The organism is Brenneria sp. L3-3C-1, assembly GCF_016456245.1.
Classification (GTDB): domain Bacteria; phylum Pseudomonadota; class Gammaproteobacteria; order Enterobacterales; family Enterobacteriaceae; genus Brenneria.
Genome location: NZ_JAEMHF010000001.1, coordinates 1,110,307 through 1,123,959, shown reverse-complemented (window position 1 = coordinate 1,123,959; position 13,653 = coordinate 1,110,307). Strand labels below are relative to the sequence as shown.

Annotated in this window: 15 protein-coding genes and 1 riboswitch; of the genes, 6 read left to right on the top strand and 9 right to left on the bottom strand. The window is 56.9% G+C overall.

Annotated features, from left to right (window positions below; translation table 11 throughout):
* Position 1 precedes the first annotated feature (1 nt).
* From JG725_RS05040 to yvcK, 4 genes are all read right to left on the bottom strand, one after another.
* Positions 2 to 775 (bottom strand): ABC transporter permease, encoded by a 774-nt coding sequence (locus tag JG725_RS05040; RefSeq protein ID WP_172289121.1) that lies wholly within the window; start codon positions 773 to 775, stop codon positions 2 to 4.
* A gap of 1 nt (position 776) precedes the next feature.
* Entirely contained in the window at positions 777 to 1,556 is a 780-nt protein-coding gene (locus JG725_RS05035) for an ABC transporter ATP-binding protein (protein WP_172289122.1), read from the bottom strand.
* Positions 1,553 to 2,272: a GntR family transcriptional regulator gene (locus JG725_RS05030; RefSeq protein ID WP_172289123.1), complete on the bottom strand. Its 720-nt coding sequence runs from the start codon at positions 2,270 to 2,272 to the stop codon at positions 1,553 to 1,555. Before JG725_RS05030 ends, JG725_RS05035 begins: the two co-directional genes overlap by 4 nt.
* 329 nt (positions 2,273 to 2,601) lie before the next feature.
* On the bottom strand, positions 2,602 to 3,534 hold the full coding sequence (yvcK, locus tag JG725_RS05025; RefSeq protein WP_172289124.1) for a uridine diphosphate-N-acetylglucosamine-binding protein YvcK: 933 nt from the start codon (positions 3,532 to 3,534) through the stop codon (positions 2,602 to 2,604).
* Between the two features lie 302 nt (positions 3,535 to 3,836).
* Positions 3,837 to 3,985, top strand: a riboswitch (molybdenum cofactor riboswitch).
* On the opposite strand from yvcK, the gene moaA reads away from it, so the two are divergent.
* The 6 genes from moaA (at position 3,973) to JG725_RS04995 (ending at position 7,517) form a co-directional block, all read left to right on the top strand.
* Positions 3,973 to 4,962 carry a GTP 3',8-cyclase MoaA gene (gene moaA / locus JG725_RS05020; RefSeq protein WP_172289125.1) on the top strand — a complete coding sequence of 330 codons (990 nt, stop codon included), beginning with the start codon at positions 3,973 to 3,975 and terminating at the stop codon, positions 4,960 to 4,962. Its footprint overlaps the riboswitch before it by 13 nt.
* Before the next feature lie 37 nt (positions 4,963 to 4,999).
* Positions 5,000 to 5,512, top strand: a complete 513-nt coding sequence (gene moaB, locus JG725_RS05015) for a molybdenum cofactor biosynthesis protein B (RefSeq protein ID WP_172289126.1) — start codon at positions 5,000 to 5,002, stop codon at positions 5,510 to 5,512.
* An 8-nt stretch (positions 5,513 to 5,520) separates the two neighbouring features.
* Positions 5,521 to 6,003, top strand: a complete 483-nt coding sequence (gene moaC, locus JG725_RS05010; protein WP_199376916.1) for a cyclic pyranopterin monophosphate synthase MoaC — start codon at positions 5,521 to 5,523, stop codon at positions 6,001 to 6,003.
* Positions 6,000 to 6,245 carry a molybdopterin synthase sulfur carrier subunit gene (moaD, locus tag JG725_RS05005; RefSeq protein ID WP_199376914.1) on the top strand — a complete coding sequence of 82 codons (246 nt, stop codon included), beginning with the start codon at positions 6,000 to 6,002 and terminating at the stop codon, positions 6,243 to 6,245. Before moaC ends, moaD begins: the two co-directional genes overlap by 4 nt.
* Before the next feature lie 2 nt (positions 6,246 to 6,247).
* Entirely contained in the window at positions 6,248 to 6,700 is a 453-nt protein-coding gene (gene moaE, locus JG725_RS05000) for a molybdopterin synthase catalytic subunit MoaE (protein WP_199376912.1), read from the top strand.
* Between the two features lie 106 nt (positions 6,701 to 6,806).
* Positions 6,807 to 7,517, top strand: a complete 711-nt coding sequence (locus JG725_RS04995; RefSeq protein ID WP_172289130.1) for a Bax inhibitor-1/YccA family protein — start codon at positions 6,807 to 6,809, stop codon at positions 7,515 to 7,517.
* 67 nt (positions 7,518 to 7,584) lie between these two features.
* Here JG725_RS04995 and JG725_RS04990 read toward each other — a convergent pair whose 3' ends face one another.
* Genes JG725_RS04990 through cecR form a run of 5 tightly spaced genes read right to left on the bottom strand, consistent with a single transcriptional unit; the run spans position 7,585 to position 13,295 of the window.
* On the bottom strand, positions 7,585 to 8,691 hold the full coding sequence (locus JG725_RS04990; RefSeq protein ID WP_172289131.1) for an ABC transporter permease: 1,107 nt from the start codon (positions 8,689 to 8,691) through the stop codon (positions 7,585 to 7,587).
* Positions 8,692 to 8,700: 9 nt separating this feature from the next.
* Complete coding sequence (locus JG725_RS04985) at positions 8,701 to 9,846, bottom strand: ABC transporter permease (RefSeq protein WP_172289132.1); 1,146 nt, start codon at positions 9,844 to 9,846, stop codon at positions 8,701 to 8,703.
* Positions 9,839 to 11,581 (bottom strand): ATP-binding cassette domain-containing protein, encoded by a 1,743-nt coding sequence (locus JG725_RS04980; protein ID WP_172289133.1) that lies wholly within the window; start codon positions 11,579 to 11,581, stop codon positions 9,839 to 9,841. Before JG725_RS04980 ends, JG725_RS04985 begins: the two co-directional genes overlap by 8 nt.
* On the bottom strand, positions 11,574 to 12,590 hold the full coding sequence (gene hlyD, locus JG725_RS04975) for a secretion protein HlyD (protein ID WP_199376910.1): 1,017 nt from the start codon (positions 12,588 to 12,590) through the stop codon (positions 11,574 to 11,576). The genes JG725_RS04980 and hlyD overlap by 8 nt, the downstream gene beginning before the upstream one ends.
* Positions 12,591 to 12,596: 6 nt before the next feature.
* Positions 12,597 to 13,295: a transcriptional regulator CecR gene (cecR, locus tag JG725_RS04970; RefSeq protein WP_172289135.1), complete on the bottom strand. Its 699-nt coding sequence runs from the start codon at positions 13,293 to 13,295 to the stop codon at positions 12,597 to 12,599.
* Between the last annotated feature and the right edge of the window lie 358 nt (positions 13,296 to 13,653).

The window sequence follows — 13,653 nt, the reverse complement described above, 5'->3', positions numbered from 1 at the left end:
GTTATTCCTGTGTGAGTTTTTTCCAGCGGAACAAACGGCGTTCCAGCGGTTTCAGAATGCCGCCTTCCAGCAGCAACATGAGCGTGACCAGCAGCAGCGTCCAGGCGAACACCTGATCGGTTTGCACCAGATCGCCCGCCTGACGCAGGCGATAGCCGATACCGTTCGACGCGCCCAGGGTTTCGGCCACCAGCGATACGCGCCAGCCGAAGCCGAACGCCAGCCGGGCGCCGGAGAAGAAATAGGGCAGAATGGTCGGCAGATAGATCTTCAGCAGCGTTTGCCAGCGGTTCATACGGAAACTGCGCGCCAGCTCCACGTACTGCGCTTCCACCGTTTGCGCCCCTTGCCAGACATTGGTCAGGATCAGCGGCATGGCGGTCATAAACACAACAAATACCGTCGTCGCATTGGAGATACCGAACCAGATGATGGCGAAAATGGCCCAGATTGCCGACGATACGCTGTTGAACACCGCCAACAGCGGCTCGAAGAACTGCGCCAGACGCCGGCTGGCCCCCAGCGCCAGCCCCAGCGGGGTGCCAATCAGGGTGGCGAAGATAAAGCCCATCACCACGCGCGACAGCGTAACGCCGATATCGTTCAGCAGCGTGCCGTTGTGCCAGAGCAGGTGTAGCGCCTGCCAGGTTTTTTCCGGGCCGGGCAGAATAAATGACGGCATCCGCAGCGCCGCCAGCCACCAGATAAGCAGGAACAGCGACAGCAGAAACAGGCGCTGCGCAAGCAGCGATGACAGCGAACGGGCGCGCGACATGTCAAACCTCCAGCCGCAGCAGGCGTATCTGCTCGCTGACCACCTGGCTGGTAGGCAGGCGAGGGCGCGGCAGATCAATGGGTTGAATATGGTGGATATGCCCCGGATGGGGTTTGAATATCACCACGCGGTCGGCCAGCACCACCGCCTCTTCCACATCGTGGGTGACCATCACGATCGACATGCCCGTCAGGCGCTGGATGCGCAGGACTTCGTCATGCATGGCGCTGCGGGTCTGCGGATCGAGCTTGGAAAACGGTTCGTCCATCAGCAGGATCTCCGGTTCGGTGACCAGACTACGCGCCAGCGCGACCCGGCTGCGCATTCCGCCCGACAGCTGATACGGCCAGTAGCGGGTGAAATCAGCCAGCCCGACCAGATGCAGCGCATCCATAACCCGCTGGCGTCGTTCGTTATGACTGAGGCGAAGATTCTCCAGGCCAAAATTCACGTTCTGCTGTACGGTGCGCCAGGGTAGCAGGCGATCTTCCTGGAACAGATAGCCAATGCGCCGCCAGTGTTGAAAGTGTGCGGCGTCGTCCCCCTGAATGGTCAGCGATCCGCTATCGGCGTTTAGCAGGCCGGATAAAATATTCAGCAGCGTGCTTTTGCCGCAGCCGGAAGGCCCGAGCAGCGTCAGGATCTCGCCCTGATGGAGGGTTAAATCAATGTCGCGCAACACCTGCAATGCGCCAAACGCTTTGCTGATGCCGGTTGCCTGTATCAGCGGAGGGCCGGAGGTTTGCGTGAGCGGCGGCGTGGCCTGCAACAGCGCGTTCATGGTTGCAGCCTCCGTTCCAGAATCGGCAAGATGGCGCCGTCCCGGCTCAGGGTGGCGTAAACCTTTTCCAGCGTCATCGCCTGAAAGGTTTCGATATGCCGGCGGGCAATCAGCTCAACGCGCTTGCAGTCGCCCTGACTGAAGGCGTCGATCATGGCGTTATGGTCGTGCTTGATTTCCGGTTTGGTGCCCTGCACGTTAAAACCCAGCGCGACCAGACGCAGCATTTCATCCATCAGGCTGGATAGCGTGCGGATCAAATGGTTGTTGCCGGAAGCCTGCGCGATGGCCAGATGAAAGCGTTTATTGGCGTTCATAAACACATCGATCTGTTTCGATAGCGGGGCATGGATCTCTTCCCGGCAGGCGGCTTCCAGACGCCGCAGTAAATCAATGTCCACGCGGCCCACCGCCAGCCGGGCGGCCAGTGGTTCAAGCTGGGCGCGGATGGTGAAAATCTCTTCCACGTCCTGCACTGTGATTGGCGCGATTTGGTAGCCCTTGCGCGGGCGCGATTGGATCAGGTTCTCATGGCATAGACGCGCCAGCGCGACGCGACAGGTGCTTTTCCCGATTTCATAACGTTCCATCAGCAACTGTTCGGTGATCATCGAGCCAGGCAGCAGCCGGCAGCACAACACATCATGACGAATGCGCAGCCAGGCGCTGTCGCCCTGCGACAATGCGGCGTTCTTTTCTGGTGAAAGCGTAACCATCTGGAGATCCTTAATATCATCTGTGAGCAGCTCACAGAGAGAGGCTAAGATGCTTAACTGAGGCCAGTCTATGAAGTAGAAAAAGGATTATCCAATAAGAAATTTGGCTTTATATATGAGGAAAAACCATTAACTGAGCTGCTTACAGCAGGAAAATTCAAGTCGTAGTCGGGAGCGGCGATGTCAGCCTCAAGCCAGGGGCGCAGTGCTGCGGCGCTTGAGCGCCCGGCGTCCGGTGCTTGGGCGCAGCATGAAAATGGCGGGCGAAGTATTCTCCGCCGTTAAATATTCCGATTTTTGGGGGAGACGTTAGCCCGGAATGAATGTATTTATACGCCGTGACGGCGAGCCTGAGATCCCAGCTTCTGCAACGCATGTTCAATGGCCTGGCGCAGCAGTTGGCGATCGTGGTGATGCGGCACATCCGCCGCTTCCAGCGGTTGCTGAATAATTAGCCGATCGCTGACCTGGCCGACATCCACTTTCGGGCCAACGATAACCGCGTCAATCATCTTTTTTCCCACTTTCTGCTCTATCAGCGTTAACTTTTCCGCCAGCATCAGCCTGGCCGCCGCGTTGCTCTGCTCATGTCCCAGATTGCCGATATACACCATCGGCGCCGGCGTTCTGCGCAGCGCGCGGGTGAGATCGTTAAGCAACAACAACGGCATCAGGCTGGTAAGAAAACTGCCGGGGCCAATCAGTATCAGGTCCGCTTCCGCAATGGCGTCCAATGCTTCGTGCGTGGCCTCAACGGCGGGAAACAACGTCAAATCCCGCGGCAAAGCGGGCAGTTGATCGATATCGACCTCGCCGTAGACGGGATTGCCTTGTTCATCAATCGCCATCAGATCGACCGGCTGTTCGGACATCGGGATCAGAAAGGCATCGACTTTAAGCAGGTTGCGTAACAGATTAATGGCTTCCAGCGGCCGCACGCTCAGGTGATCGAGGGCTTTCAGCATCAGGTTGCCCAGATTGTGCCCGGCCAGTTCGCCACTGCCGTTGAAACGGTATTCAAACATGGCGGAGGCGACGCTGGGCGTGGTGATCAGCTGGTTCAGGCAGTTACGGGTATCGCCCCAGGCGATCCCCCCTTCGGAGCGGCGAATTCTTCCGGTGGAGCCGCCGTTGTCGGTGGTGGTCACAATACCGGTCAGCCGTGGGCCTAAGGACGAAAGCGAAGACATCACGCGGCCTAATCCATGTCCGCCTCCCAGAGCCACAACCCGATCAAGGTCGGCTAACGTGCGATTGCGCATAGTAACCCTTATTATTGAAATGTTTGTCCGTCACCTTTCACGTCACCGCGGTGCTGGTTTTTCGCCGCTAAAATAGCGGATTCCGATGCAAAAGGCGAAAAATCATGATGACGGTATGACCTGAGACAACGTTTGCCGACGGCTTTCACGTATGCTGTACGGCATAAGGTATTGAAAATACGTTATATATTAAACTATATACCGCTTTTTTAAGTGACTGCCTGCGGTATTTGGCGGTAGACTGGTTTATGAAAATCACGGTTCCGCGTCGGCATTATCCGGCCCTTTGGGTTAAATAATAGACGGGAATCAAACTCCTAGCCTTGGCGCCTAAGTGATGCGTTTTTGACGCATGATAAGGCGCCCTGGCCGTGGCCTGAATGGTCACCAGGGTGCAAGGTAGAAATGCCGGCATCTCCCGTATTTGGAAAGGTGTTTATGGTGAGTCAACTGACCGATGCGTTTGCGCGCAAGTTTTACTATTTGCGCCTGTCGATAACCGACGTCTGCAACTTTCGTTGCACCTATTGCCTGCCGGATGGCTATAAGTCGAACGGCGTCAATCCCCACCGTTTTCTGTCTCTCGATGAAATTCGTCGCGTCAGCCGCGCGTTTGCCGAATTGGGCACTGAAAAAGTGCGCCTGACGGGCGGCGAACCCTCGCTGCGCCGCGATTTTGTCGACATCATCGCCGCGATCCGGGAAAACCCGGCGATCCGCACGCTGGCGGTGACCACCAATGGCTATCGTCTGGCGCGTGACGTGGCGCAATGGCGCGACGCCGGGCTGACCGCGCTGAATGTCAGCGTGGACAGTCTCGATCCCCGCCAGTTCCACGCTATTACCGGGCAGGATAAATTCCGTCAGGTGATGGACGGCATTGATGCGGCTTTCGCCTGCGGTTTCAGCAAAGTGAAGGTGAATACCGTACTGATGCGGGATGTCAACGACGCCAGCCTGCAAACTTTTCTGGCGTGGATTAAAGATCGTCCGATTCAACTGCGGTTTATTGAACTGATGGAAACCGGCGAGGGGAGCGCGCTGTTTCGCCGGCACCATATTTCCGGCGAGGCTATCCGCCGGCGCTTGCTGCCGCAGGGCTGGCAACAGCAGGCGCGGGCGCGTAGCGACGGCCCGGCGCAGGTATTTCGTCATCCTGATTATCAGGGGGAAATCGGGCTGATTATGCCCTATGAGAAAGATTTTTGCCTGAGCTGCAATCGCCTGCGCGTTTCCGCCATCGGCAACCTGCATCTCTGCCTGTTTGGCGAGCAGGGGATCCCGTTGCGCGATGTGATGGCCGACGATAGTCAGCTTGAGGCGCTGAAAATGCGCATTTCCGGCGGTTTGTCGACCAAGAAACAAACCCATTTTCTGCATCAGGGCAACAGCGGCATAACGCAGAATCTGTCGTTTATCGGCGGGTAATGTCCACAATGCAACCTATTCCTTAAGGAGCCTGCTTATGAGTAAGGTCAGTAGCGAATTTATTCCTCTTAATATCGCGGTACTCACCGTATCCGAGCGGCGTACCGAAGCCGATGATACCTCCGGTGACTACCTGCGGGAAGCGGCGCAGTCCGCCGGGCACCATATCGTCGCCAGCGGCATTGTGAAAGAAAACCGTTATCAGATCCGGGCGCAGGTATCGGCGTGGATTGCCAGCGACGATGTGCAGGCGATCCTGATCAATGGCGGGACGGGGTTTACCGCCGGCGATGTGGTGCCGGAGGCGGTGAGCGTGTTGTTTGACCGTGAAATTGAAGGCTTTGGCGAGCTGTTCCGCATGGTGTCCTATGAGGATATCGGCACGGCCACCCTACAGTCACGGGCGATCGCCGGTCTGGCGAATCAGACGGTGATTTTTGCCATGCCGGGGTCGACCCGCGCCTGTCATACCGCCTGGGAACGTATTATTCAGGAACAGCTGGATGCGCGGCAAAAGCCCTGTAATTTTCATCCTCATTTGAAAAAGTAACCTTATCTATGTCACAACTGACCCATATTAATGCCGCCGGCGAAGCGACGATGGTGGATGTTTCCGCCAAGGCCGATACCGTGCGCGAAGCCCGGGCGGAAGCCTTTGTCACTATGGCTCCGCAGACGCTGGCGATGATTATCGAGGGCCGCCACCACAAAGGAGATGTGTTCGCCACCGCGCGCATCGCCGGTATTCAGGCGGCAAAACGTACCTGGGAACTGATCCCGCTCTGCCATCCTCTGCTGCTGAGTAAAGTGGCGGTGGAACTGGAGGCGCAGCCTGAGCATAGCCGGGTGCGTATTGAGTCGCTGTGCCGTCTTACCGGTAAGACCGGGGTGGAGATGGAAGCGCTGACGGCGGCATCGGTGGCGGCGCTGACGATTTACGATATGTGCAAGGCGGTGCAGAAAGATATGGCGATCGGCCCCGTGCGTCTGCTGGCGAAAAGCGGCGGCAAATCGGGGGATTTCACGGCGGAGGCATCATGATTAACGTCCTGTTTTTTGCCCAGGTGCGTGAACTGACCGACACGGATAGCCTGACGCTGCCGGCGGAATACGCCACGGTGGAGGAACTGCGTCAGTCGCTGTGTCGACGCGGCGCCCGCTGGGCGCTGGCGCTGGAGTCCGGCAAGCTGCTGGCGGCGGTTAACCAGACGCTGGTGGAAATGCGCCATCCGTTGCAGGATGGCGATGAGGTGGCCTTTTTTCCACCGGTAACCGGAGGTTGACGATGGCGGAGACCCGTATTCGCGTCGGTGAAGCACATTTCAGCGTCGGCGATGAATATCAGTGGCTGGCGCAGTGCGATGAAGATGGCGCGGTGGTGACCTTTACCGGCAAGGTGCGTAACCATAATCTGGCCGAGAACGTCAGCGTATTGACGCTGGAACACTATCCCGGCATGACGGAAAAGGCGCTGGCGGAGATCGTCGAACAGGCGCGTGAGCGCTGGGATCTGCCGCGCATCAGCGTGATTCACCGGGTCGGCGCCCTCTACCCCGGGGATGAAATTGTCTTTGTCGGCGTCAGCGCCGCCCACCGTAGCGCCGCGTTTGACGCCGCGCAGTTCATTATGGACTATCTGAAAACCCGCGCGCCGTTCTGGAAATGTGAAGCCACGCCGGACGGCGAACGCTGGGTCGAATCCCGCGACAGCGACCGGCAGGCCGCCCGCCGCTGGTAGCGGCCGCGACGCCCGGATCGGCTGAACAGGCGGTTTTGTGTTAAGATAAAGGCAGGTGAGGCGCTATGCCTCTTAGAAACAACTGATTTAACGCAAAGGAAAAATCATGGATAGGTATCCACGCTCGGGTGATTCAATTGTAGAACGTGCACAGTCAGGCATTCAGGCTTATATGGCGCAGGTCTATGGCTGGATGACCTGCGGGCTATTACTCACGGCGTTTGTGTCGTGGTATGCCGCCAACACGCCTGCGGTGCTTAATTTTGTGTTCTCCAGCAAGATAACCTTTTTCGGCCTGATTATCGTGCAACTGGGGCTGGTATTTGTGATTTCCGGCATGGTGCAGCGGTTGAGCGGCGGGGTGGCGACCGGCTTGTTCATGCTCTACTCGGCGCTGACCGGGCTGACGATTTCCAGCATTTTCATCCTCTATTCCGGCGAATCCATCGCCAGCACCTTTGTGATTACCGCCGGGATGTTCGGCGCCATGAGTCTGTATGGCTATACCACCAAACGCGACTTAAGCGGTTTCGGCAGTTTGTTGTTTATGGCGCTGATCGGCATCGTGTTAGCCTCGCTGGTTAACCTGTGGCTGAAAAGCGAAGCGCTGATGTGGGCGGTGACCTATATCGGGGTGGTGGTGTTTGTCGGTCTGACGGCGTATGACACGCAGAAACTGAAACGTATGGGTGAACAACTGTCGGTTGACGACAAAGACAACTTCCGCAAATACTCGATTGTCGGCGCGTTGACGCTGTATCTGGACTTTATCAACCTGTTCCTGATGCTGCTGCGCATTTTCGGCAACCGTCGCTAAATACCACGCTCTGCTAAAAAAGCCCGAGGCGCAGTCACCGCGTCTCGGGCTTTTTTGTTGCTGTTTCTCATGCAATATTGCGCCGGAAAATGGCGTAGGCCACCGTACCGGTGGTGGCGGTGATAACCAACAGCGGCCACACGCTGCCCCAGATAATGGAGAAGTCGGCATCCTTAAGGTAGATCTGTTTGGTGATGTCGGTGAAGTGGCGGATGGGGTTAATCCAGGTCAGGGTTTGCAACCATTCCGGCATGTTTTCCACCGGAGAAATATAGCCGGACAGCAGGATAGCCGGCATCAGGAACACAAATACGCCGATAAATGCCTGCTGTTGGGTGGAGCAGATCGATGAAATCAATAGCCCGAACCCGACCAGCGACAGACCGTAAATCAGCAGGGTGGCGTAAAACAGCAGCAAAGAGCCGGCGAAAGGGATCTGATAGGCGAAGATCCCCGCCAGCAGCACGATAGTGGCCTGAAAGGTGGCGACGATCAAGGCCGGCACCGCCTTGCCGACAAAAATCTGCCAGGTTGATAACGGCGATACCAATAGTTGCTCCAGCGTGCCTTGTTCCCGTTCGCGGGCGACGGACAGCGAGGTGACAATCAGCACGCCAATGGTGGCGATCAAGGCAATCAACGACGGCACGATAAACCATTTGTAATCCAGATTCGGGTTGTACCAGTGGCGGATCACCAGCTCGCTGTTGTTGATTCTGGGCCGATCGCCCAGCAATTCCAACTGGTAATCACGGACGATTTTCTGCACATCGTTGGCCGCGATCTGGGCGCTGTTGGAACGGCGGCCGTCCAATATCACCTGTAGCGACGCGCTGTCGCCGCGGGCAATGTCGCGGGAGAACTGCGGCGGAAAACGAATAACCAACAGCGCCCGCTGCTCGTCCAACGTCGGAGCGATCGCCTGAGAACTGTGCAGCAATACGACGTGGGAGAAGGCTTTTGCCGTGGCGAAACGCTGGGTCAGCTCAACAGAGGACTGACCGTTATCCTCACTGTAAATGGCGATGGTCGCGTTGGTCACGTCCAGCGTGGCGGCAAAGGGAAACAGGCAAACCTGTAGGATCACCGGAAAAATCAAAATAGAGCGCGTTTGCGGTTCACGCAGCAGTGACTGTAGTTCTTTGATAATCAATGTCCACAGGCGATGAAACATGATAGCTCCCTAATCCAGTCTGCGCCGGGTTTGCCAGGCCGTCAGACCAATGAATAAAATGGCTGACGCGATAAGAAACAGCAGGTTAACCAGTAATACGCTGCCGATATTGCCTGCCAGAAACAGCGTTTGCAGCGTGCTGACAAAATAGCGGGCCGGGATAATGTAAGACACGGCGCGCACCAGCGCCGGCATACTGTCGATCTCGAAAACAAAGCCGGACAGCATCACCGCCGGGAGAAACGCGGCGTTCAACGCCACCATCGCCGCATTAAACTGATTTTTGGTCAGCGTGGAGATCAGCAGCCCCATGCCCAGCGTACTCACCAGAAACAGACTGCCGATGCCAAACAGCAGCAACAGCGATCCCCGGTACGGCACCCCCATGATAAAAGTGGAAACCACAATGCACAGCGCCATCACCATCATGCCAAGACCATAGTAGGGGAGCAGCTTGGACAGCAGTAATTCACTGCGGGTAACCTGGGTCGACAACAGGGCTTCCATGGTGCCGCGCTCCCATTCGCGGGCGATGACCAGCGAGGTCAGAATGGCGCCGATAACCGTCATAATAATGGTGATGGCGCCGGGAATAATAAAGTGTTGACTGATGGCCGCCTGATTGAACCAATAGCGCTGTTGCACCTCAATAAGCTGCTCGAATTCCTGGCCTTGATCGCTGGCGCGCTGTTGCTGCCAGATAAGCCAGATCCCTTCGGCATAGCCCTGGACGAAATTGGCGGTATTGGGTTCGCTGCCGTCGGTAATCACCTGAATAGGCGCCAGCGCTACCGGATGCGCCATCTGTTCGGCGAAATCATTCGGAATGACGATCAGTCCGCGGATAGCGCCGGACTGCATCATCTCGATCAGCTGCGGCCGGTTATTACTGATAACCGGGTCGATAAATGGCGACGCGGCGAAGGTATGCGCCAGATCGCGGGCATCCTCGCTTTGCTGCTCCATCAGGATGCCGACATGCAGGCGGCTGGAGTCGAGATTGATGCCGTAGCCGAAGATAAACAGCAGCAGTAGCGGAATGACAAAAGCGATCAGCCCGCTGCTGGGGTCGCGGACAATCTGACGGGTTTCTTTCAGACAAAGCGCTCGCAGACGCCGCCAGGAAAAATGGATGCTGCCGATCTGATTAGCCATTATCCGTCTCCCGGTCGTAATCCTGTATCAGGGCGATAAACGCTTGTTCCATGGTGGGATCGGGCGTTTTTTCATCCACGGCCCGCTGTTTCAACTCATCCGGCGTACCGCTGGCGATCAGCTTGCCGTGGTAAACCAGCCCGATACGGTCGCAATACTCGGCCTCATCCATAAAGTGGGTGGTGACCATTACGGTCACGCCCCGGTTAACCATCCCGTTGATATGTATCCAGAATTCCCGTCGGGTGAGGGGATCGACGCCGGATGTCGGCTCATCCAGAAACAGGATGTCCGGTTCATGCATCAGGGCGCAGGCCAGCGCCAGACGCTGCTTGAATCCCAGCGGCAGGGCGTCGGGCGTCTGGCGATAAATGGGCTGGAAATTAAAGGCCTGCGTCATTTCAGCGATTTTTTCGTCCTGGGCTTTCCCCTTCAGGCCGTATACGCCGGAAAAGAAACGCAGATTCTGTTCCACCGTCAGGTTGCCATACAGCGAGAACTTCTGCGCCATGTAGCCTAAATGTTGGCGCGCTTTGCCCGAACTGGTTTTCAGATCCATATCCAGCACCAGCGCTTTGCCTTCCGTCGGCACCAACAGACCGCACATCATTTTGAAGGTGGTCGATTTTCCCGCGCCGTTAGGCCCCAGCAGGCCGAAAATCTCACCGCGCCGCACCTTGAAACTCACATGGTCGGTCGCGGCGAAGTCGCCGAATTTTTTGGTCAACTGCCGCGCTTCGATCACCGTTTCTTCACCGTCAACCTCAATCTGCGGCATGATTTTCGCCAGCGAGGACTCACTGGCCGGCCCGCCGCCCAGCAAATCGATGAAGGCATCTTCAAAACGCGGCGCGGTGTCTTTCAGGCTCGCTTCCGGTAGTTCCAGCGCCGCCAGCAGCGCCGACCGATCCGCTTCCGGTTTCAGAATCAGCCGCACATATTGCCCCTGGATCACGCCGTCGCTGACCTGCGGTTGGCGCAGGGCGCGTTGCAGCAATTTACGATGACTGCCGGACGGCGCGGCGATCAGCACGCTGCGACCTGCCATCTTTTCGGTCAGTTGGCGCGGCTCGCCGCGATAGAGTTGCTCTCCCTCATTGAGCAGCAGAACGTCCCGGCATTGTTCGGCCTCGTCCAGATAGGAGGTGCTCCATACGATCAGCATGCCTTCATCGGCCAGCTCATGCACCATTTGCCAAAGCTCACGGCGGGAAATCGGGTCGACGCCCACCCCCGGCTCATCCAGCAGCAGCACTTTGGGCTGGCCCAGCAGGGTGCAGGCCAGCCCCAGTTTTTGCTTCATGCCGCCCGACAGCTTGCCGGCCAGCCGCGTGGTAAAGTGAGTCAGATCGGTAAAAGAGAGCAGCCGGTCAAAGGTTGACTGACGCACTTCGCCGGTAATGCCGCGCAAATCCGCGTACAGCGTCAGGTTTTCCATCACGGTAAGATCTTCATACAGCCCGAACTTTTGCGGCATATAGCCTAGAATGGCGTGAAGCTGGCGATCTTCCTTAATCGGATCAAACCCGATCACCCGCATGGCGCCGCGGCTTGGGGTCAACAACCCCGCCAGCATACGCAGCAGGGTGGTTTTCCCCGCGCCGTCCGGGCCGACCAGACCGGTGACCGCGCCGCCGCGGATCTGAGTGGTGAGGCTGGCAAGCGCCGGTTTATCCTGCCCGGGAAAGCTTTTCTCCAGCGCCTTCAGCTCAATCAGCGCGGATTTATCATTCATGGCTCGGCTTGTCCTGGTTTGAATGCGTCGAGGCGAAACGCAGCGTTACCGGCATTCCCTGGCGCAACTGGTCGTCCGCATCGTTAACGATGATGCGCAGGCGATAAACCAGATCGGTGCGTAAGTCTTCCGTTTCGACGTTTTTCGGCGTGAATTCGGCGCTGGGCGAGACAAAACCGATTTTGCCGCGGTAAGGGGAGTCCGGGCGGCTGTCGGTATAGATAAGTATTTCGCTGCCCGGCACGGCGCGGCCTAAATCTTTACCGCTGACATAGGCGCGGATCCATACCGGATGCGTCAATGACAGGGTAAAGACCGTACTTCCGGCGCTGAGCATACTGCCCGCTTCCGCCGCCCGGGTAAGAATGACGCCGGCCGACGGGGAGTACAGTCCGGTATCCGCCACATCCAGTTCCGCCTGAGCCTGCGCCGCTTCGGCCTGCGCCAACGCCGCTTGCGCCGCGGCGATCTCCTGCGGCCGGTTGCCGCTTTCGTACTGGCTCAGTTTGTCTTTTGCCGCCTGTAAGGTGGCCAGCGCCTGATTGCGCGCGGTTTTGGCGTCTTCCAACGCATCGGCGGAAATGGAGCGTTTCGCCCACAGACCTTGCTGACGCTGGTAGAAGCTATTGGCGTAATCATACGCCGCCTGGCTTTGTACCCGTTGGGAGCGTACCTGGGCGATCTCCTCATGACGATAGCCTTCCTGCAATAAGCCTAACTGCGCCTGCGCGCTGGCGACGTTGGCCTGCGCCTGATGCAAGGCGTTCTGGTAGGGAGCGCTGTCCAGCGTTGCCAGCCGTTGGCCGGGTTTAATGCTGTCGCCCTCATCCACATCCAGTTCGGTCAGCCGTCCGCCGACGCGAAAGGCGAGATTGACGCTGCGGATATCGACATTGCCGTACAGCGTCAGCGGCCGCTCTTGCTGTTGCCGATAGTGAATGACGCCATACGCCGCCGCCGCAATCAATGCGACGATAACCAGAGTAACAACCAGCTTTTTCTTGTTCATTACGCATTATCCCTTCGTCTGTCGGGCAGGGTTGTCCCGCAGGCCGTTAAGAAGAATTTCAAGGTGTTCTACCAGTATTTGCTGAATCAGCGTTGTTTGTTCGGTGCCGATTTCCTGCCAGCCTGCCCGCAACAGAATGGTTTCCCGCGCGACGCGAAAAGCGAGCACTTCCCCAATCAGAGCATGAGTATGAATGGTGGCCAGGCGATCCTCTTCGTCCATTCCGGTATAGCGGGCAACCAATTGGGTCATTAACCGATGCAGCGGCTCAATGACCTGCTGATGGATTAACGGATAAGCATCCGTTGGCGAGAGCTGTTCGCGGGACATAATCCGGCTGATATTCAACGTTTCCTGCCGGGTCATCAGGCGGCTGAAGTTGAACAGGCAGCGTTGCAGGTAATCCATGGTCTGTTCTGCGGATTGCCGCGTCGGCGGTAATTGCAGATAGGCTTCGATTTCCGCTTCCAGCGGGCGGTAAATCTGCCGGATATACTCCGCTATCCAACTGGCGACCGCCAGATAGAGTCCTTCTTTCGACTGAAAATGATAGGCGATGGATGCCATGTTTTGTCCCGCCCGGTTGGCGATGTCACGGGTGGTGGCGGCCTTCAAACCATATTCGCCAAAGACCTCAAGGGCCGCGTTGATAAGCTGTTGCCGCGTTTGATCGCCACGGCTGGGAAGGCCGGGTTTGTCAGCCATGGATCCGCCTGTCCAAAAGTCAATCAATCATATGATTAACTTTAGGCCATTTTTTATCTTTTTATGTGATCTATATCACTAAATGGCGGCACGGTTAAACAGACGCCGATGCGCTGATGTCAAGCAAAGAAAAATGCGGGAGACCTGATGAGGGCAGATGACAAATCACTACATTTGTTATGGAAATGAAAATATTTCGTAAGTATTGTAATTATTATGTTTGAATGATAATAATTAGCATTAGTAATCTTATGGCGCCGCTACCGGACAGATTACCTACATCAGAATGGCATAGCTATCCGCCAGAGTGCTTCGTTGGTAACGAAGGATTCTGACGGTTTTTTTATGGATAACGATT